Origin of the sequence: Desulfomonile tiedjei DSM 6799 (genome assembly GCF_000266945.1) — a bacterium.
In the GTDB taxonomy this organism is placed as follows: Bacteria; Desulfobacterota; Desulfomonilia; order Desulfomonilales; family Desulfomonilaceae; genus Desulfomonile; species Desulfomonile tiedjei.
On record NC_018025.1, the window covers coordinates 1709112 to 1730641 of the forward strand.

At 49.6% G+C, this 21530-nt stretch carries 15 protein-coding genes; 10 read left to right on the forward strand and 5 right to left on the reverse strand.

Annotated elements, in window-relative coordinates:
• The first annotated feature begins 1 nt into the window (after position 1).
• Positions 2–2290 (forward strand): FAD-dependent oxidoreductase, encoded by a 2289-nt coding sequence (locus DESTI_RS07215; protein ID WP_014809305.1) that lies wholly within the window; start codon positions 2–4, stop codon positions 2288–2290.
• A gap of 13 nt (positions 2291–2303) precedes the next feature.
• Positions 2304–3503: a quinone-interacting membrane-bound oxidoreductase complex subunit QmoC gene (qmoC, locus tag DESTI_RS07220; RefSeq protein WP_014809306.1), complete on the forward strand. Its 1200-nt coding sequence runs from the start codon at positions 2304–2306 to the stop codon at positions 3501–3503.
• Positions 3504–4028: 525 nt separating this feature from the next.
• Here the strand turns inward: qmoC and DESTI_RS07230 are convergent.
• Entirely contained in the window at positions 4029–4262 is a 234-nt protein-coding gene (locus DESTI_RS07230; RefSeq protein WP_014809307.1) for a hypothetical protein, read from the reverse strand.
• A 561-nt stretch (positions 4263–4823) separates the two neighbouring features.
• Here DESTI_RS07230 and purB point away from each other — a divergent pair.
• From purB to DESTI_RS28550, 4 genes are all read left to right on the forward strand, one after another.
• The gene (gene purB / locus DESTI_RS07240; RefSeq protein WP_014809309.1) at positions 4824–6119 is read left to right on the forward strand and encodes an adenylosuccinate lyase; all 1296 of its coding nucleotides are present in this window, start codon (positions 4824–4826) and stop codon (positions 6117–6119) included.
• Between the two features lie 118 nt (positions 6120–6237).
• Positions 6238–8034, forward strand: a complete 1797-nt coding sequence (locus DESTI_RS07245; RefSeq protein WP_041286033.1) for a L,D-transpeptidase family protein — start codon at positions 6238–6240, stop codon at positions 8032–8034.
• A 16-nt stretch (positions 8035–8050) separates the two neighbouring features.
• Positions 8051–9016 carry a hypothetical protein gene (locus DESTI_RS07250; protein ID WP_014809311.1) on the forward strand — a complete coding sequence of 322 codons (966 nt, stop codon included), beginning with the start codon at positions 8051–8053 and terminating at the stop codon, positions 9014–9016.
• A gap of 141 nt (positions 9017–9157) precedes the next feature.
• Entirely contained in the window at positions 9158–11053 is a 1896-nt protein-coding gene (locus DESTI_RS28550; protein ID WP_014809312.1) for a M99 family carboxypeptidase catalytic domain-containing protein, read from the forward strand.
• Positions 11054–11113: 60 nt separating this feature from the next.
• On the opposite strand, the gene panD is transcribed toward DESTI_RS28550, so the two are convergent.
• Both panD and panC read right to left on the reverse strand, forming a co-directional pair.
• Positions 11114–11464 (reverse strand): aspartate 1-decarboxylase, encoded by a 351-nt coding sequence (gene panD / locus DESTI_RS07260; protein WP_014809313.1) that lies wholly within the window; start codon positions 11462–11464, stop codon positions 11114–11116.
• Positions 11465–11629: 165 nt separating this feature from the next.
• The gene (gene panC, locus DESTI_RS07265) at positions 11630–12481 is read right to left on the reverse strand and encodes a pantoate--beta-alanine ligase (protein WP_041286034.1); all 852 of its coding nucleotides are present in this window, start codon (positions 12479–12481) and stop codon (positions 11630–11632) included.
• 232 nt (positions 12482–12713) lie between these two features.
• Between panC and DESTI_RS07270 the strand changes: the two genes are divergently transcribed.
• Positions 12714–13859, forward strand: coding sequence for a DUF362 domain-containing protein (locus DESTI_RS07270; protein WP_014809315.1), 1146 nt, complete (start codon positions 12714–12716; stop codon positions 13857–13859).
• 643 nt (positions 13860–14502) lie between these two features.
• On the opposite strand, the gene bcp is transcribed toward DESTI_RS07270, so the two are convergent.
• Both bcp and DESTI_RS07280 read right to left on the reverse strand, forming a co-directional pair.
• A complete protein-coding gene (gene bcp, locus DESTI_RS07275) occupies positions 14503–14961 on the reverse strand; it encodes a thioredoxin-dependent thiol peroxidase (RefSeq protein WP_014809316.1) in 459 nt (152 codons plus the stop codon).
• 193 nt (positions 14962–15154) lie between these two features.
• Complete coding sequence (locus DESTI_RS07280; RefSeq protein WP_014809317.1) at positions 15155–16837, reverse strand: long-chain-fatty-acid--CoA ligase; 1683 nt, start codon at positions 16835–16837, stop codon at positions 15155–15157.
• Between the two features lie 476 nt (positions 16838–17313).
• Here DESTI_RS07280 and DESTI_RS07290 point away from each other — a divergent pair, with 476 nt between their 5' ends.
• From DESTI_RS07290 to DESTI_RS07300, 3 genes are all read left to right on the forward strand, one after another.
• Complete coding sequence (locus tag DESTI_RS07290) at positions 17314–18216, forward strand: hypothetical protein (protein ID WP_157212116.1); 903 nt, start codon at positions 17314–17316, stop codon at positions 18214–18216.
• Positions 18217–18333: 117 nt separating this feature from the next.
• Positions 18334–20385 carry a hybrid sensor histidine kinase/response regulator gene (locus DESTI_RS28555; protein WP_014809319.1) on the forward strand — a complete coding sequence of 684 codons (2052 nt, stop codon included), beginning with the start codon at positions 18334–18336 and terminating at the stop codon, positions 20383–20385.
• 661 nt (positions 20386–21046) lie between these two features.
• Positions 21047–21529 carry a flavodoxin family protein gene (locus tag DESTI_RS07300; RefSeq protein WP_014809320.1) on the forward strand — a complete coding sequence of 161 codons (483 nt, stop codon included), beginning with the start codon at positions 21047–21049 and terminating at the stop codon, positions 21527–21529.
• The last annotated feature ends 1 nt before the right edge of the window (position 21530 follow it).

Here is a 21530-nt window from a genome sequence, read left to right on the forward strand (position 1 = left end):
CATGGACCTCAAAATCGGAGTTTACATTGATACAGGTTACGGAATAGGCGAAGCCCTCGACATCGAATCTCTTTCCAAAGTCGCAACGAAAGAGATGAAAGTGCCTATCTGCAGAGCTGAAGCTTACTGGAGCGATCCGGACAAGCTGGAGATCATCAAGAACGACATAGCGAACGAGGGCGTAAATGCGATCATCGTAGCAGGTGCCTCGCCTCGTGTTTTTCAGGAAGCGTTCAGGTTCGAAGGAGTCATTACCGAACGCATCAATCTTCGGGAGCAGGTTATCTGGTCACACCCAGCCAATGATGAAGATACCCAGATGCTTGCGGAAGACTACATGCGCATGGGTGTCACCAAGCTGAACAAATACGAAGACCGTGCTCCTTTCGACGAAGCAAACGAGAAATCGATCCTCGTAATCGGCGGCGGCATCACCGGAATGACCGCAGCTCTCGAAGCAGCTCGTGCCGGAACACAGGTGTATTTGGTGGAAAAAGAGCCTCAACTGGGTGGATGGGCCACCAAGTATCATAAAGTGTTCACCGGTCAAGCGCCGTACGACTCCATCGTGGATTCTCCCGTGCAGGACAAGATCGCTGCAGTCAAAGCCAACAGCAATATCAAAGTGTTCACCGGGCATCGCGTGTACAGCATTGCTGGCTCGCCCGGAATGTTTGACGTGACGATCAGAGAGGACGGTCCCTGGATCGATCGTCTTGTCAGAGAACAGAACGAATGGCTCGCGGCTAAGAAAGCGAAGGAGGCAATCGGCCAGGAAGAGGAGCAGAAGCCTAAAGCTGCTGCCGCCGCGGAGACTCCGGCGGAAGAAGAAGCACCGGAACCCACGGATTTCCCTCATGAAAAAATCCAAGTTGGTGCAGTGGTTCTCGCGGCAGGCTGGAGACCCGAAGATGCTTCCGCATTCGCGGAACTGGGATATGGTGAGTATCCGGACGTTATCACCAGCGTGGAACTCGAAGAGCTTGCCAAGAATGGTAAGATCAAACGGCCTTCCGACGGCAAAGAGGTCAACACTATCGCCTTTATCGATACGCCCAATCAGAAGGCGGATCATCCTCTCCTGTTCAGCTCCTCGGTAGCGTCATTGGTCGCTCTGAAGCAAGCGCATTACCTGCGTCAGACCAATCCGGAAAGCCGAGCGTACATTTTCTATGAAAATATGCGGACACCCGGGCAGTACGAGAAATTCTATCAGGCAATGCAGGACGACCCCGGAGTATTTCTGTCAAAGGGAACCCCAGTTGGCGTCTCCAACGGCGGTTCTGCACTGACTGTCGAACTCAAGGATACGCTCCTCGGCGAATACATGAAGGTCAAGGTGGATCTCCTCGTTCTCGCCACCGGAATGGTGCCGGTAACGAAGGATTCCGCCATTGTAAACCTGAAATACCGCCAGGGCCCATTTATGCCCGAGAACGTATACGGTTTTAACGATTCCCACTTCATCTGTTTCCCGTATGAAACGCAGCGGACCGGCATCTATACTGCAGGATGCGTCAAGAACCCGATGGATTTTCTCACTTGTGAGATGGATGCCGCGGGCGCAGCTTTGAAGGCGATCCAATGTGCGGAGCTAACTGCTCAAGGCAAAGCGGTTTCACCCAGGGCAGGGGACGAGTCCTTTCCTCAGATTTTCCTTCAGCGCTGCACCCAGTGCAAACGATGCACAGAAGAATGTCCTTTCGGTGCATACGATGAGAAACCGGACGGCACTCCGTTGCCGAACCCGACTCGTTGCCGCAGATGCGCAATCTGCATGGGCTCCTGCCCTGAGCGCTTGATCTCGTTCAGAGACCACTCCGTGGACATGATCGGATCCATGGTGAAGATTATCGACGTACCTGATGAGTATTCCGAGAAACCTCGGGTAGTCGTATTCATCTGTGAGAACGACGCATATCCGGTGGTCGATATGGCTGGTATGAACCGCCTTGAATACAGTCCACACGTCAGGTTCATCCCTCTGAGGTGCTTGGGCAATATCAACATGGTGTGGATCGCCGATGCCTTGTCCAAAGGCATTGACGGCATCATGCTGATCGGTTGCAAGTATGGTGACGATTACCAGTGCCACTTCGTAAAGGGAAGCGAACTTGCCGAATACAGAATGAGCAAGATCTCTGAAACGCTCCAGCGGCTCGCCCTGGAACCGGAACGGATTTCCGTGCATCAGTTGGCCATAGACGAGTACAACAAACTTCCGAAGATCATTGACGAGTTTATGGAAACGCTGTCAGGCTTCGATCCCAACCCGTATAAAGGTTTCTAAGGAGGCTTTACTCATGGCAAATGTGACAGTTGCCGAACCTGATCTCCAGTTTACCAAAGACCTCATAGCCGCCGGCGCGGATGATCTGAAGAAGTGTTATCAATGTGCCACGTGCTCGGTGGCATGCAAGATAGCCCCTGACAACGGGCCCTTTCCTCGCAAGGAGATGATTTGGGCCCAATGGGGTTTGAAAGATCGTCTTCTCAACGACCCTGACGTCTGGCTGTGCCACCAGTGCAACGACTGCTCGACCGAATGTCCCAGAGGTGCCAATCCGGGAGAAGTCCTGAAGGCCGTGCGCAAAATGAACATCCAGGAGAACTCCTGGCCTTCATTCCTGGGCAACCTGGTAGGCACTCCGGCGATGTTTATATTGGCTGCAGGAATTCCCATTGTTGCTGTCCTCTTCATCGTGTACGTGAGCGGATGGAGTTTTCCCTCAGGTCCGATACACTATTCGAGCCACAGTATTGACCCTGCAACGAGGGACGGATTCATCTATCTGCCGCTTCTCCAGGTGATTTTTACTCTCGCTTTGCTGTTCGGTGTGGTCTCGCTCGTGATGAGCTTAAAAAGCTACTGGAACCAGTTGGAATCTGGTAATCCCATAGGAATAAGAGGACCTGGTAAAGGATTTGTTCCAAGCCTTATCGAGTCGCTCCAGGAGATTCTGCCGCATTCGACATTCAAGGAATGCGAAGCCAACAATATCCGGTACGCAGCCCATATGCTGGCTTTTTGGGGTATGATCGGACTGTTCGTGACTACCGCTATTGTGGCTTTCAACTATGACATTCTCGGACTCAAGCCGCCGTCCCAAAACGGGCCGGGAACTGTGCCGATCAAAATCCTGGGTAATGCAAGTGCAATAGCATTTGTCCTGGGACTTGGCATCATGCTGATTCGCCGTTTGACCAACCCTGAACAGGCTGGAAACAGCTCCTATTTTGACTGGTTCTTCCTGTTCACCATCTTTGGAGCAGGTTCGACAGGTCTTTTGACTGAATTGTCACGGTGGTTGGGTTTTATTGCGCCCACGTACACGCTGTATGTCATTCACCTGATGTTCGTGTTGGCATTGCTCCTGTACCTGCCGTTTTCAAAATTTGCCCATCTCGGGTACCGGACTGTTGCCATAGCGTGGTCCAAATCTGTAGGACGGAACAGGACCCTTCCTGTCGTACCGAACTACGTCCCGCCCGTTTCGGAATAAATTCGATTCCGCAATCAGATGAGAAAAATCGGGGAGTCCGGCTATTAGCGGACTCCCCAAATCCTGTGTGCGCTGATTTGTGACACTTTGCTTTCAGAGTTAGACGAAAATCCCCTAACCCACCTTTGTAACGGGGGGAATTGGGGGATTTTGAATGTAAATTGGCATTATAGCAGTTGACATAATTTCTGACCTTTTTGACCACTTTGTCCTTTGAAATGACGGTAGGGGCCGGCGTCCCTGCCGGCCCGAACTGGTTGATTTGTATTTATAAAACGTGCCGGCACGGAGGCACGGCACCCACCAATTGTCGAGCAGTGCTTTTCGCAATCGGACGCTATTTTATAAACTTGCTATATAGCAAATATCCCTGCGGGTGAGGTCTTGCTTTTTGAGCAATGGCCTCACCGAATCCACCAAGGTCTTTCTTACTTTCCAGTTTGATGTACGTGCCTGAACAGGCCGAGTCAATTAAGAGAGGCCAAGCTTCCGGACAGTCGTCAGGTAGGAAAACCAGATTATCATCTAGCACGAAATCCTTTTTTCAAAACGATCCCACAACAACCCCGCTATTTCGGGGCTTACATCGGCCCAATCCTGATTTGCATCACTCAAATATCTGGACAGATCTCGAGTCCATTTTGACTTATCGCTTTCCATATAATTTCTCAGGAAACTGCCGTACAGTCCCTCATACATGTACGGAGTAATACGCTCCATTTCACGAATGATTTGTTCAGCTTTGACAGACGTTGCCATAGCAATCCTCCTGCAAGAACACGACTAAGAAACACTTCCTTGTTTCTTTAGATGTCCGGATACCCTCCAGGTTTCAAAAAAAATCTGCAGGTTGCAAGAAAGCTTCAGATTCACACATGTTCTCAATATTGGAGGCAAAATTACCCATCAAAGCAGCCGCCCGGATCAGGATTTCGGAACATTAAGGTTTTATGTAAGCAAATCCATCTCGTTGCAGGTCAATGAGCTCGAGAATGCCCGCGGGCACTCTCACATACCTCAAGCAATCATGGGAATTTGCGGATTCCGGGGGGCCGAATCTCAAGAAAACTAAAGGATAAGAATATGAGCATATGGTCAATTTTCCGCGTACTCGGATGCAATTCTCTGTTTGCATGTCCGGATTCAGCATGATATGGTGAAGCGCTCCTATCTGCGGAGTATGTTGTTGTTTCTTTTCTTCTGTTTGCTCTTTTGGAGGTCATTACCTTTACAAGCCTTGCTATTCACCGGGGCGAAAAGCCGGAAAGCCGTCACCGGGATGTGCGAGATATGCATGATCCTAGCTGAAAGGACGTTGTAGTGATTCCGAGATATACACGGCCCGAAATGGGCACGATTTGGCAACCCAGAAACCGTTATCAAAAGTGGCTGGACATTGAAATTGCAGTGTGCGAGGCCTGGGCAGAACGCGGTTTGATTCCTCAGGACAGTCTGACACGTATCAAGAGTAAGGCTGATTTCAACCCCGAACGTATTGACGAAATAGAGAAGATTACCCGTCACGATGTTATCGCATTTACGACGAATGTTGCCGAATATGTGGGCGAAGACAGTCGCTTCATCCATAGAGGTCTAACCTCGTACGACGTAGTGGACACGGCGTTTTCTTTGCTCCTGAAAGAGGCGGGTCTCCTTATTCGCAAAGGTCTGGTCGATCTGCTGGAAGCGCTTAAAGCAAGAGCTGAGGAACACCGGCACACTCCCATGGTGGGAAGATCCCACGGAATTCACGCGGAACCGATCACGTTCGGCCTTAAGCTCGCTTTGTTCTACAGCGAAATGGAAAGACATCTGCATCGGTGGGATAGGGCGGTGGAATCCATTTCCGTGGGAAAGATATCCGGAGCAGTCGGAACATTCGCTCACCTGGATCCCCAGATGGAGACGGAAATACTGTCACGGCTGGGACTGAAACCTGCTGCAGTATCCAACCAGGTAATTCAGCGTGACCGCCACGGGGAGTATTTTGCTGCATTGGCGCTTATGGCATCGAGCATGGAGAAGATAGCTGTCGAAATAAGGCACCTTCAGCGCACTGAAGTGGCCGAGGTGGAAGAATTCTTCCATAAAGGACAAAAAGGTTCTTCTGCTATGCCTCACAAACGCAATCCTGTTCTTACGGAAAATCTGAGCGGCCTTGCCAGGATCATCCGCGGGAATGCTTTGGCAGCGATGGAAAACGTTCCTCTGTGGCACGAACGTGACATCTCGCATTCCTCGGTAGAACGAGTGATCGCACCCGATTCGACCATACTTGCAGACTTCATGATTCACCGTCTGACATCGGTCGTACGGAATATGGTAGTGTACAAGGAAAGGATGCTGGAGAATCTTAATCTCGGGCGAGGGCTCATTTTTTCAGAGGCAATCCTGATCAGATTGGTGGACAAAGGGCTCACCAGAGAAGCTGCGTACGCGATGGTGCAGCGTAATGCCATGCGAGCTTGGGAGGAGAAGACACCCTTTATGGAGGAGCTCCTGAAAGATACTGAGCTCTTGGAGTATCTGACTCCGTCTGAGATCGAGTCGGCATTTGATGTGGATCACGCGCTGCGGTGGGTGGATGCAATATTTGGAAGAGTATTTTCAAAATAATTCAGCTAAGTTGTGCTGAAAAATTAAAGTAAAATCTTGACTTTTCGGTCAACAGCATATAAAAGGGATGCCTATGTTGGCTCCTAAACTAAAGAATTCCCGAACGCGGGGTTCGCTTATGCAGGCCAAAAAGAATATCCCCCTTGTGGTTCTCGTTGTCGCTTGTCTCTGGACCGGTGTCTGTGGCGCAGAACCCCTCTATCCCGCCGCTCTCATGAACTGGATGGTGGAAGGCACGTTTCATGTCCTTATTGTGGACAAATCGCAGCAACGTCTTGGGGTATGGCAGATAAAAGACGGAGAGCCTCTGTTGCTCGAGTCTTACCGCTGTTCCACTGGTGAAAACGAGGGAGACAAATGGGTCCGAGGAGACATGAGGACTCCCGAGGGAGTTTATTTTTTCTGTTCGGTGATCGACGGTCGGGCACTCCCCTCGAAATACGGTTTTTGGGCTTTTACAACAGATTACCCCAATTTTGTCGATCGCCGCAGAGGTAAGAACGGTGACGGCATCTGGCTCCACGGACGGGATAAGCCCCTTGCCGAAAAGCCGGATTCCAACGGATGTGTAGCTCTTGAGAATCAGGATCTGGCAAAGGTGTCGCGTTTTGTAAGGCTGCAAAGCACACCCTTGATCGTGGTGAACCAACTCGTTATGGCTCCCCGAACCACAATTATTCATCAGGAAAGGCAGCTTCGAAGCTTCATTGAGTCGTGGAGAAAGTCCTGGGAGTCCAAGGATCTGGACGAATACATGGCGCATTACTCACCCAATTTCCAAAGCGCATGGCTGGATCATAAAGGATGGAAAGAAAAGAAGCGGAAGCTGAACAGCCGTTATTCAAAGATAAAAGTGAAGCTGGGGAACATATACCTTTATCGTCAGGATGGTATTATTACCTCCATTTTTACCCAGTCCTACAGTTCCGACGGTTTCCGGAGCACGGGGATCAAGGTGCTCTACATTGTCCCCACGGGTGACCGATTCAGCATATACACCGAGGACTATCACCAACCTGTTGACGATCCTTTTCCGGTGGCCCCTTTGCTTGCCAGAATCGGTGTGGATGCCCCCACTGTCGCTTCCTCGGAAAAATCGGATTTCAGAATTCGTCTTGTGTCCACGGACGAGCCACTGCAAGACCAGCAAGGTGAATTAGAGACTCCACGACCCTCTGCTCCTTCGCGAGGAGTTGTACTGGACAGAATTGCCGGTAAGAATGTGAAGGACTTTGCGGTTCCCGAAACGGAAACCAACGCCAGGGTCGGGGGGCCGGGATGTGTTCCACGGTTGATGGTTCAACGGGAAAGCTCTGCCCCCATCGCGGAAACTGCAAACATAACCATGGCGAAGCGCGTGATCGTCAATGAAGGACCGACCGAGCCCATAGCCCAGCTTCATACGGAGGGAACCATCAGCGCAGGTTTGACTGCCGCAACGAGAGGACCCGTTGCTGTGGTATCGAAACCGGAAACCAAGTGGTCTGAATCCAAGGCTGCCGGTGACGGCAGTTCCTCAGCTCGGCTGCAACAGAATGAAAACGTCGTTCAAGAATTCTTGAACAAATGGAAATCAGCCTGGGAGCAAAAGAACCTTGACAGATACATGAAAATGTATCATCCCGAATTCGAGCAGACTGGAATGGATTACGCCGGATTGCTCAAATCGAAGAAAAGTTTTTTCCGTAAGTATAAGACCATCCGAGTGGAAATCGATCGGGTGGAAATCAGGAAGGAGAACGGACGAACTCATGTAAAATTCGTCCAGACCTTCCAGGGAGACAGTTACCGTGATAAAGGTTGGAAAAACATGGTCCTGGCTGACGACAAAGATAAAAAGCTCCGGATCGTCTCAGAAGGATGGACCGCCCTATCGGAATCTGCCTCCGATTCCGGTTCCAAAACCTCGAACTAAAGCCAGATACACACTGGTGCTGATTCATGAGACCGGCACCTCCAGTGAATTTGAACTGACTCCGCTCCGGTTCGGTCTCTGCGCTGCTCTCCTTGCAGGTATTATTGTCGTATCCGCGGGTGCATTATCCTGGAGTATCGGAATTTCGAAAAATCCCGGAAATGCTCAGTTGGAAGCGCTTTCCCTTAAAGTGAAGTCTCTGGAAGAGGAACTGCAGAAAAAAGAGCTCGCTCTTGCAATCCAAGAGAAAAAGCTGAAGGAGTCTCAAGAGGCACCAACCCTCGCTGCGGCATCCAAGCTTGGGGCTGATACTACGCCGGTGAAAACGCAGGACCCCAAGACCGAAGATTCGCGGGATTCGAACCCGCTCACAACGTTCAACGCTGCTCTAAAGACACCCTCGGAAAATGTTGGAGAAGAAGAGCAGGATGAGGTTGACACAGGTGTCCAACCCAGACCGGGGCCTTCACGAGTCGCTGAATCCATGAAATCCGAGCCGAAAAGTTCATTCGAACGTGGACCGACAACGCCGATGATCATGAACTTTGATGCGCAAAATGTAACGGCATTATCTCAGACTGCTCAATCCGGAACGCTATCCTTCCGATTGATCAAGGATCAGCCTGATATCATGTTTTCCGGATATCTGTTCGTTTTCGTGGAAATGACAGATCGACGGGGTGAGAACAAGATTTATGCCTATCCGAAAAAGGCAAGGCTCGGTGAGGAAGACCTTCCTGTCGATTTTCGCGATGGCGAGAGTATCGCGTTCAAGCGCAATTCGAAAGTCGAACTCCCGTACGAAGACATTCGTGCAGGCGCAAGTTTGTCACGGGTATCCATTCTCCTTTATGGCGAGAACGGCAGAATACTTTTTCAGCGCGGGTTCGATCGCAAAGAGTTGAAGTCAGCGTCACACAGGGGCACCGTTTCTTCCCACGAGACCAGACCCCGAACTGCAGAAAGACGTAGGGCTCTGTGACGGTATAACACAGAGATTGCCTCCCTGTTCATTGCTTGAAGCTTCAGATTCATGAAACCGGTATCCTCAAATCGGGGGTATCGGTTTTTGGCGTCAATCGTATCAAGTGCAAACAAGCTGATTAAATAGAAGCGAATGCGTATGCAACCAGTGCAGATTTTCCCCGTATCAAAGACGAGTTCCGGCTCACCTCGGAATTCGCATTCGATCGATGCGTTTGGGCGCATTGTGCTGATTCTTCTCGTATGCATGCAGCTTATTTGTGCGGGCGCTTGCATTGCCGAGACGAATCACCGGGTATATTTCAAGGGAACTGATGCTGAACTGGATGTCTACACCATTACCGGCAGCCTGCCCGGTCCCACCCTTCTGCTATTGGGCGGCATTCAGGGTGACGAGCCCGGCGGATACCTCGCTGCAGACCTTTATGCGGATATTTCCCTCAAACAGGGAAAAATGATTGTGGTCCCAAGGGCTAATTTTCTTTCCATCGTAGAAAACAGCCGGGGCGTAGCGGGTGACATGAATCGCAAATTCGCAGGAGTAAGCGATTCGTCGGATCGTGACGCCCGGGTTGTCGAAATCATAAAAGAGCTCATGAAGAAAAGCGATTTCTTCCTAAACCTGCACGACGGCTCGGGATTCTATGCTCCGAAATGGGAATCGTCCGAGCGAAACCCGTTTCGTTTCGGCCAGTCGATCATTGCTGATGCTTCCGATCACAAGCGCCCGGATGGCAAAATCATCCAGATGGAGAAGATCGTCGGTCGCGTGCTGGAAAAAGTGAATCCGCAAATATCGTCAGCGGAGCATGTGTTCCGGTTCAACAACCACCGAACCTTGAGCGATGACACTAAACACAAAGAACAGCGGCTGTCGGCAACATTCCACGCTCTTACCCAGGTCGGAATTCCGGCCTTCGCGATTGAAACATCCAAGAGTGTGAAGGACTTCAGTCTCCGGGTTCGTTATCAGACCATGGTGGTAAACGCATTTCTCCATGAATTCGGGATAATTCCCGATGCCCCCAGGATATATCTCGAGAATCCGCAACTCAAATATCTCATTGTCTCGATCAACGGCAGAGCTCCTATAGTGGTAAGCGGAAACGATGTGCTGAAGGTGCATGAGGGAGACATAATTAGAATCGTGCACATAGAGGCAAATTATTCTCGCGGATTAACTGCGAAAGTAAAAAACGCCGCGGGCAAACTCAACGACGTGAACCGCGATATCCAGATCACAAAGAACACCGACATACAGATCAAGAAAGACCGATTCGTCATCGGCAATATTCCTGTGGAAATAATGCCTGGCAGACCCAACTCTGTGGCAGGCATACACTTTGAGCCTCGAGTAAAGCATTTTTCTATTCGGGTAAACGATCGGACGTTTCAGATAGAACCGGGGGAGGAGTTTCCGCTGATCCGAGGGGATTCCATAGTCCTTCTGGAACCACAAACCAATCTTCCGTCGGATGAGGAAAAGTCGATCAGAGTAGATTTGCGGGGATTTCAGGCAGAATCTTCACCCTATCCCACAGACGACAGAGGCCACAGGGTGAACACTTCCACGGACCTCCAGGATAAGTACGGAACAGTACGCGGAAAATCCACGATATTTCCTCTCCAGGCGAAAATAGGTAGCAGAGTAATTGCCGAAAGCTATATTGCAGTGGGTGAGCCTCAAACCGAGTACATGGTCTTGAAAGTCGTGAATTCGGGAAGTTTCGTTATATATCCGGGCGATACCCTGGAACTACCGGCTCATCAGGTCGTCACCATAGAAGACATTAAGACGAATATCGCTGACAAAACCCCTCTTTTTATCACAATGCGGGGCAAAACCATAAGATGGGATCAGAAAGGTTCCGCTGGTATCGACGCTTCCAAACTGTCTGATAAGGAAACCCCACTGGATATCAGCCGGGACGGCGGACACACTATCGGCAGAATCTGGCTCAAGCAGGGAAGTGGATTCAGAGTCTTCTCAAAACAGAGCGAGCCAAAAGAATTACTCGTACCAGCCCGCTACTGAGGATGAGATTTGGGGAACCTTCTTTGGAAAGAAGGTTCCCCAAGCCCCTCCAAGAAACTTTCAATACTTGATATGGTTCTTTGCATCCACATAAATATTGCGGCTCTTATGCCCTTTACTCTCGTGAGCGTCCATTTGAGCGTACGAACAGATAATCACGATATCATTCACGGATACTTTTCGAGCTGCCGCTCCGTTCAGGCAAATTTCGCCTCCACCGGCGGTACCCGGAATGGCGTAGGTTATGAATCGTTCACCATTTGACACGTTATAGATATGCACTTGTTCGTATTCGTATATATCCGCTGCTTCAAGCAGGTTGCTATCTACGGTGACACTTCCTTCATAATCGATGCAAGCCCCCGTGACCGTTGCACGGTGGATTTTCGATTTGAGCATAGTCCGCATCATTTTCCCTTCCTCCAAGGGACTCGGATCCGGCACAGACGCATACTACCAATGCGCTTTCAAAGCAGTAAAATCTGGGGAACCCTTCTTGTAAGAAGTGTTTCCCCGATATTACCTCTTTGATTGCGAATGGGTATAAGCGACTATGCCGGATCCTTTCAGTTCTGGTTAAACTCCTCCAAGGAGCATGTTGTCAATCAAACGAGTCTTGCCTATACGCACCGCGAGGATTGCCAGAGCACCCGACCTGTCGACATGGTCGAGATTTTCCAACGTACGAGGATCGACAAGCTCGATGTAGTCGATCTGCGCGGAAGGCTCTTGCTCCACACGATCACGCATTATTGAGAGATAAGCCTGCGGGTTTCCCTCACCCCTTCCAAAAAGAGCATCGGCAGCGTTCAATGCCTGATAGAGACACACTGCCTGTTTTCGCTCTTCCGGGGAAAGGTACGAATTCCTCGAACTCATCGCGAGGCCGTCCGATTCCCGCAGGGTGGGGCATGGCACTATTCGAACATCCATATTCAGGTCACGCACCATTGTGGTAATGACTTGAAGCTGCTGATAGTCTTTTTGGCCGAAGTATGCAGCCGTAGCGCCCACGATATTAAAGAGTTTGGTTACAACCGTCGCAACCCCTCTGAAATGGCCGGGTCTCGACGCTCCGCATAAAGGCCCTGAGACACGCTCCACGTCCACATAGGTCTGAAAATCAGGGCCGTACATTTCTCTGGGTGTTGGCGTAAACAGCGCATCTACGCCGATATCGGCGCATTTTGCCGCATCCGATTCGGGCGATCTCGGATAACTGTCCAGGTCTTCGTTTTGTCCGAATTGAGTGGGATTCACGAAGATGCTCGCGACCAACAGGTCGTTCTCAGTGCGCGCTCGTCGCATGAGACTGAGATGTCCTTCATGCAGATAACCCATGGTGGGGACAAAGCCGATGGTCCGTCCCTGGCGCAAATGGTTACGCGACCATTCTTTCATACCGGTCGTTGTCTGTAGGGTTTCCATTTTCACTAAATAAAAAAGCCTCCCAAGATGGAAGGCGTATCTTTGTCTTATTCGATTTCGTCCTTCCGTCCCGGTCAAAAAGATCCAGGCGGTTTATAGTTAAGCGTTTACCGGTGATTCCGGGTCCCGAGAGACTCCAGATCATAGTATCACTATAGCGAAAAAACGCATCCGGTCAAGACTAAATTTGCAGTATTGACGCGCGGGCGCTGTACTATGCTACAAAGCACTCATGAAAACTTTCGTTTCCTTAAGAACCTGCAAGAATTATGAGCCCGAATCGTTGAATAACGTTGTCGAGACGCTTCTGAACGATTTGGGAGGAATCTCTTCTTTTGTAAAACCCGGCGATAGAGTGCTGCTAAAGCCAAATCTCCTGAAATCGGCCACTCCGGATGAAGCTATCGTGACGCATCCCGCGCTCGTTGAAGCAGTGGCCGCCGCGGTTCTTGATGTCGGCGCTTCTGTGTCCATTGGAGACAGTCCTCCGCTGGGAAACCTGTCGCGAGTGCTTTCCAAGAGCGGATATGATGCGCTCCTGCAGAGGCTTCCCGTCAAAGTCGCACCGTTCCGGCAGAAAATCTCCGTGGAATTTACCGACGATCGGCTGTTTCGGAAGATCGATCTCGCACAGGAAGTATTTGAGTATGATTGCGTTATCAATCTCCCCAAGTTAAAGACTCACACGCAGATGGTGTTGACCCTTGGAGTAAAGAATCTGTTCGGTACGCTGGTGGGAACCGATAAAGCATCATGGCATCTCAGGGCGGGAACGGACGTCGACACCTTTGCCACTGTGCTGGTCCAGATCTATGAGAAAGTGAAGCCGGCCTTGACTATCATTGATGGCATTCTTGCTATGGAAGGTAACGGTCCGAATAGCGGCACCCCGCGTCACCTGGGAATTGTCGGAGCTGCAACCGACGCAGTTGCTCTGGATTCGGTTATCTGCAAGCTCATAGGGCACGATTCGACAATGTTGAGGACCTGTGTTATCGGAAATGCTCTTGGCGCGGGAACGTCCGACCCTGAACAAATAACTGTGGTTGGAGACGAACTGCGGGGATTTCCCCTGAATAATTTCAAGATGCCCGAATCTGCAACCGTCACCTGGAATATGTCCGACCGAAATCCTCTCAGGAGATTCCTGCAGAAGCACATGGTCACGGTTCCGGAAATAGACGCCTCGATTTGCGAAAGATGCGGCATCTGCGCGAACCATTGCCCGCCCGCAGCAATACGAGAGATTCACGGCAAAATGGAGATAAACCGCGACAAATGCATCTCCTGCTTCTGCTGCCACGAACTGTGCTCCCATCGGGCAGTTCGCATCGTACAGCCTCTGTTAGGCAAAATCCTGACCAGAGTTATCCGGTGAGGGGGGATTTTGGGGAACCTTTTTGAAAAAAGGTTCCCCAAACCCTTCCAAAAACTTTCAACACTCGTGAGGAGATCGGTTTTTCGGCAGAAAAACCGATCTCCTCACGCATGCTAAAAGCTTTGGAATACTTCGAAAACATTCTTCACAGGAATATACGGACCTGCGCTCATGGTGAAATGATAGAAACAGTCCTGGTAGGGGTCAGAATGCCGATCCAAGATTACCCGAATCATTTCGTCAGGCATGCGTCCCGGCGTTTCGAAGGATACTTCTACCTAGCATCGGAATTGTCTATTCAGCATTGCTTTCAGATGATGTCATTGCGAGCGAAGCGAAGCAATCACCTGAAAGAGTAGCTACGCCGTTGACAGCGCTCAAACCTACGTGCTCGACTTCACTCTCCTGTAGTCGGTCAGCACCTCACGGATTTCTTCTTCATTCGCTCCATTGGACCGCAAGAAGCGCTCCAGCTCGACTGCGGACATCTCAGCCTTCTTGATCCGCACTACAAGAAAAGTGTCCTCGATGAATCGGTGAACGATCCGCAGAGATTTCAGAGTCAGTGATGGGGGCTGCTGATTGGCGATTTTTCGTACTCCGCCGCGCGAATTTCATCGGCAGCAATAAAGCTAATTTGTAATTATCCCAGCGCCTTCTTCACATTCGGCACAGTATCTGCCGGGCTCACCTTGTACCACGCGTGCACGATCTTACCTGCTTCATCGATAAGGAAAGACGATCTGATAATCCCTTCGTACGTCTTGCCGTACATCTTTTTCTCACCCCAAACGCCGTACTTCTTGGCGACGGCATTGTCCTCATCAGACAGGAGCGGAAAACCCAGGCCATACTTGGTATCGAACTTCTTCTGCTTGTCCGGCTTGTCCGGGCTGATACCCACAGCGGCAATACCCGCCTGACTCAAGTCAGGCTCCGCATCCCGGATGCTGCATGCCTGCTTCGTGCAACCCGAGGTGTCCGCCTTGGGATAAAAATATAATAACAACTTCTTGCCCTTGTAATCGGCAAGACTCACGGCCCTCCCATCCTGATCCTGCAACTTGAACGCAGGCGCTTTGTCTCCAACTTTAAGCGTCATGTAATCCTCCAATGAAAGAAGTAATATCGGGGAAACCCTTCTTGTAAGAAGTGTTTCCCCGAACCCCTTCGCAAGAACTTCCAATATTTTTCTGAATTTTCATTTCCCACCGGGAAATGTAAATTCAGAAAAGTGTTGAAAGCTTCTTGGAGGGGCTTGGGGAACCTTCTTCACGAAGAAGGTTCCCCAAATCTTACTGCTTTGATTGGGTGATTGCATGAGCTGAATCCTGGCGGCGGAGTTCTTTTCGGAGTATTTTTCCTACAGCGCTTTTTGGCAAGTCGCTTACGAACTCGATTTCTTTGGGAACCTTGTACCGGGTCATTTTTTGTCTGCAGAACTCGATTATCTCTTTATCGGTAGCAGTTTCTCCGGGTTTCAGCACTACGAATGCCTTCACTCTTTCTCCGGAGTAGCTATCTGACACGCCCACTGCGCATGCTTCCAGGATTTTGGGATGGGTATACAGCACTTCGTCGATTTCTCTGGGGTAGATATTGAATCCTCCAGAGATAATCATGTCTTTCTTTCGATCTACGATCGTGAAGTAGCCTTCTTCGTCCATTACCGCTATGTCACCTGTAAGCAGCCAACCCTCCTTGAGCACAGCTTTGGTCTCTTTGGGGTTGTTCAAGTAGCCTTTCATCACTTGCGGACCTTTCACGCACAGCTCTCCGGGTTCGTTAAAGGCAGTGATCTCTCTCGAATAGTCGTCTATGTCTACGAGCTTTGCTTCAGTGCTCGGTAATGGGAGACCTATGCAGCCGGGCTTTTCTTTTCCACCCAGGGGAATAGCATGGGTACAGGGGCCGGTTTCGGTCATGCCGTATGCTTCCGAGATCAGTATACCCGTGAGATTCCTGAATCCTCGAATTGTCTCCACTGCAAGAGGTGCAGCCGCAGAGAAACAGCCTTTTATGGACTTGAGCGAATACTTCTTGATATCGGGGAAGTTTATCATTGCGTTAAAGAGCGTGGGAACTCCGGGAATAAGCGTGACGCCATACTTGTCAACCGCATCGAGAATCGCTTTGGCTTCCGGCTTGGGAATCAGGACGTTACACCACCCATAAAATACGGCCAGATTCATGACCACAGTAAGCCCATACAGGTGGAAAAACGGCAAACACCCCAGAATGACTTCTTTTCCATCAAAGAAATCGGGACACCAGGCTCGCATCTGCTGACAATTAGCCGAAAGATTCGTGTGGCTAAGATCCACACCTTTGGATACACCAGTCGTTCCACCGGTATAAATGATGACTGCCGTGTCTTCCATGGCCGACGGATACCTTTTGGTCCAGGGTGTGCCGGATTTCATCAAATCCATGAAATCGTACACATCCTTTGCCTTTGGCGTCTTCAGATGCATACCTCTCTTGACCCAGGGGAAGAGCAGGTTCAGCGGGAAGGGCAGGTAATCGCGTATGTGGCAGGAAATAATCTTCTTGACTGCAGTACGGTCTCGCAACTTGATCAATCGGGGAACCAAGACGTCAAAACAGAACACTACTTCGGCTCCCGAATCGCTCAACTGATGTTCCAGCTCTCGATCCGTGTACAGGGGATTATTGGGGACAACGACTGCACCCAACCGAAATGTGGCAAAAGAAGCCACTACTGTCTGGATGAGATTCGGGAGAACCAGCGCAACCCTATCTCCCGGTTTTACTCCCAGTGCCGCCAGAGCCCCCGCGCATAGAGCAACCATCTCGTCGAGCTTGCGATAGGTTATCACCCTTCCTTGAAATATGAGCGCGGGATTTTCAGGGAATCTGGAAACAGTTTTGCTGAATGCATCCTGAAGAGTTATATCCTCAACGATTATTTCATGCGGTATTCCTGGAGCGTATGATTGCAGCCAAATTTTTTCCATGGTCGATCCTTCACGTTGCTAGAAGATTAGTCATCTTGGATGAGATCACGTTTTTTCTTATGTGTCCGGGCTGGAACACAGAAGATACCACGAAAAGATCGTGAGCTGGAACATCATTGTTTGCAAAAATGTCTCTCGTTCACTGCGAAATCTCATCAGAACGACTCTGCAAGCGCACGTTCTGCTGCCAGAAATCCGCACGTTCGGACCCGACTATAATCGCATCATAGGCGCGTTGATAGCTCATAATCCAAGCGAGTCCAAAAGAACTTGTCCTTGACAGATACCTGCACAGCATTATACCATAAGAGAACTTGAGGGGGCACTGTAGTGTTCGTTGCACACATTGAGCAAGATTGAATTGTTGCTTACTATAATTGTGTTATGGGGGAGAGAAAGTCCTCAACGATAAATCCGGTTTTCAGTAAAGAAGAATACATTAATTGCGCTGTAATATGAAATCCTCGGGGTATGTTATGAGAGCAAAGAAAATTGATGCGTTGGAGGCCTTGACCGATCTCCGCAAAGGGATGAGTAATGCCGAAATCATGGGGAAGTACAATTTATCGTATGTGGGGCTAAAAAGCCTGTACAGGCAGTTGCAGGAAGTAATGGTCGATCTGCAGGTGCCGGAATTTCCAGCAGTGACAAAACAGAAACAAGTCAGTGCTAGAGAGGTGCTGAAAGATATTCAGGCTGGTTACAGCCCTGATTTCCTGAGGGAAAAGTACAAACTTTCGTCCTCGGGCCTCAAGAGTCTGTATATGCAACTTGAGAAAGCAGGTCTGATAAATAATCATTCGGGAAGGCAACTGAGGGTGAACGAGCTTGCGGAAGATATACGCAAGGGGATGCTTGAACCAGACCTTATGGAACGTTACAATTTGACCTTGGTCGAACTCAAGTGGGTCCTGAACTCTCTTATTATCTCAAAGTTTCTCGAACCGGAAGAGATAGCATTTCTTGAATTTGCCCGTCCACAATCGGATGACAATCCGCTTCAAACGCGATTCCCTGTGGAACGTTTTGAGATTTGTGAGGTCGATAATCCTAAATTGACCGGAGAAGTGCAATATCTACGCGGCAATCAGATCTGCGTTGAAGGCATGTTTACCCGAAAGGGCGAGACGAAATCGGTCTTCTTGCGATGTGCATCTCTTCGAAGCAGGCAATTGTCTTTCGATGTCAAATGCGAGTGGGTTATTTCCGGTATGTTGGCGAATTTCAGAATAGTGCATATTGCTCCAGCGGTGATGAGAGATCTCATTCGGTTTACCGCTGCATTGACCAAAGTCTTCTGTGAGGAGAATGATGAATTCTTGACTGAAGGATTCGATTATTTCGATATTACCGATGTCACGGAATTAAATCCGCAATGAGTGCTCAGACATATTATTGTGATATTTTGTAGTTATATAATTTTGTAGAAGCAATTGGGATAATTCTCATAGCGGCAACAATTAGTACGCATTGATACGATATTACAGGAGACAACAATGAGCGACATCGATACAGCAAATTCCGCATGCGAAAATATGGCGGGGAATCTCCTTCACATTTCGAATTACTCAGTGGAAACATCAACTATAGATCTGGATTGTCTGCTCGCTACCGACGTCAAGTCTCTTGATGATTTCGATCTCAATACTCTAAGACTGAGTATTCTCAAGAGGCTTCTTCAAGAAATGGCAGTTCCCTCAGTGCTCGTGGATGAGAAATATTCTATATTGCTCGCCAACGGTGCTTTTCAAAAGATGATCCGAGCTCAGGTGGGCAATCGGCAATCATTTGTGTCCCTGTTTCCTCTTTTCTCGGAAGCCAATCGCATAGAATCCACGTTGCAGAAGGTATTTTGCGGGAAAAAACCGCAGTTGGGAGAGGGAAGATTCAAAATCGGAAAGTTCAACCTGTGGTGTCGCATGCATTTTCGATGCATTCGATTTAGCAAGAATCAATTCGTTCTCGTCCAGATAGAGAATTTAAGCGCGCAGAAGAAATTGTTATCTGTTCAGAAGTACAAGAAACTTGTCCAGATGTTTCCTGTAGGCATAGCAGAATTTACTATCGACGCACCAATTTCATACAAAAGCTCCGGAGAACAATTACTCGAACACATTATGACGGCAAAGCTGATGGACGGTAACGATAGTTTTGCCCGGACGTATAAGCTTCCACGCATTACGGATCTCATGGGACTGAGTCTCGAAAAACTCGTGCCCTCTCGAGGCAAGGCGAAAGAATTTTTTGAGAAGTGGATCGCCCACGGATTCAGTCATAAGGCTTTTGAGACTCGTTTGCGGGGAGGTCCTCAAGGTGTGCGACACTTCGAAAACACATGGATCGCCAATGTAAACGATGAGCACCTCATGGGGCTGTGGTGGCTGAAGAGGGACATTACGGAAAAGAAACACCAGGAAGACGAGATGCTCAAGGCGCAAAAACTGGAGTCTCTCGGTATATTGGCAGGTGGAATTGCGCATGATTTCAATAATTTGTTGACAGGTATACTGGGTAATATCAGCCTGGCACAGATGCATATTAACGATCCGGAAGATGTTCGCAAAAAACATGAATTGGCGCTCAACGCAGTCAGAAAAGCACAAGCGTTGTCAACTCAGTTGCTCACCTTTTCCAAAGGCGGTGAACCACTCACCACCGCGTGCAGTGTGTCGGATCTCCTTAAGGATTACACCAGCTTCGCACTTCGCGGCTCCAATGTTTGCTGTGAGCTCAACATTCCCGACGATATCTGGCCGATTCAAGTGGATCAGAGCCAGATGAATCAGGTCATCAATAATTTGATGATTAATGCAGCGCAAGCAATGCCCCAGGGAGGCACGATCCGGGTAAGTGCGTCTAATGTCGAAATTGGTATGGGGAGCGAGCTTCCTTTAGCGGAAGGAAAATACGTCCGAATATCCATTTCTGATAGTGGAAACGGAATCCATCCTGAAAACCTGTCCAAAATATTCGATCCCTATTTCACGACAAAAGAAAGCGGCACCGGTTTGGGGCTTGCCACAGCTTATTCCGTCATGAAGAAGCACAGAGGGTACATTGGCGTCAATTCGAGGGTTGGATTAGGCTCGACATTCTTCTGTTACATACCCACCAGTCAGGTGGAGCCTCGAAAAGACCCATCGGAGAAGAACCATCTGGTGAAAGGCAGCGGAAGAGTGCTCATCATGGACGATGATGAAGGCATAAGGACTCTGGCTGAGGCTATTCTATCCGAAATCGGGTACCAGGTTGTGACGGTTCGAGATGGCAATGAATGCCTCAAGGAATACCATGCAGCACTCCTGGACGATAGATTCGACGTTGTCGTCATGGATTTGACCGTGCCGGGAGGGATGGGCGGAAAAGAGGCAATTCAACATCTTCGCCGCATCGATCCTACTGTCAAAGCGGTGGTATCCAGTGGATATTCAAACGACCCGATCATGTCCGATTACGAGAACCACGGTTTTGTCGATGTGCTCACGAAACCGTACGATGCTGCAACGCTGAGTCATGTGCTGGGAAGGATTACAGCTTCCATGCGCTAAACAATTCTTGGCCTGATTGAAAGGAAATCTGGCAATTGTCAGGATTAAGGTCCGATAGAGGGTGGGGGTATTGGTGGGTGCCGGCCTCCGTGCCGGTACATCCTTAATATGATTCATGATATCAATGAAATAGACCGGCAGAGACGCCGGTCTCTACCACTTTCTCATATTGGAGAGTGGGACAAACGTCAAAAACTCTTGGCAAATCGCTCTATAGCGGTTGTTGAAAGTCTTGACGGAATCCAATGCTGCAATGGGAAGAATCAGTAGCGCCGGCGTCCTGCCGGCGATAACTGGTTGATTTGTTCGGTGAATTGTTCACCGGCACGGAGGCCGGTGCTACCAATTGCTGGGAGCTGCTCTTCACAATCCGTGATTACCTTCGAGAATCGGTATAGACTATCGATAGCTTTTCTTGCAGATGCAAGCTGCTCCAATCCCAATCCGGCGACCTGAATATCTCGGGTTCAAACAGGCTTTTCACCGGGAAGATACTTTTCCTTTACCTGCTGGTCGAAATTCTGGAGTACAATTGAACTGTGGCTGAATTTACTGCATGAAGACAGGGTATTTGTGCAGTATTCGAGCTATACTGTTGTGAATCGGGACGGCCCCGGTTTGCAGAGATATGCTTGGAATCATCAAAGTGGAGGAGACGGATATGTACGTTTTGGTGCTCTATTACTCAAGAGGTGGCAACACCAGGAAATTGGCCGAACAGATTGCCGAGGGAATCAAATCCGTGGCGGGAGTCGAAGCGGTTCTAAAGTCGACTCAGGATGTGACCAAAGAAGACTTCACCGGAGCTGCCGGGATTGTGGCAGGCTCGCCCGTCTACTTCGGGGTGATGGCTGCAGATCTCAAACGTGTTTTCGATGAGTTCGTGGGGATCCGTTCAAAAATGGAAAACAAGGTCGGTGCGGCCTTCGCGAGCAGTGCTTTTTGGGCGGGGGGCAACGAGACGACCATCATGTCTATTCTGCAGTGCCTGCTCATTTATGGGATGATCATCGTCGGCGATCCAATGTCCGCGACGGGACATTACGGCGCCGCCTCAGTAGCTGCTCCGAACGAAAAGGATAGCGAGATCGCGCAAAAACTCGGGGCTCGTGTAGCCGATTTGTGTAAACGCCTTCAGAGCTGAC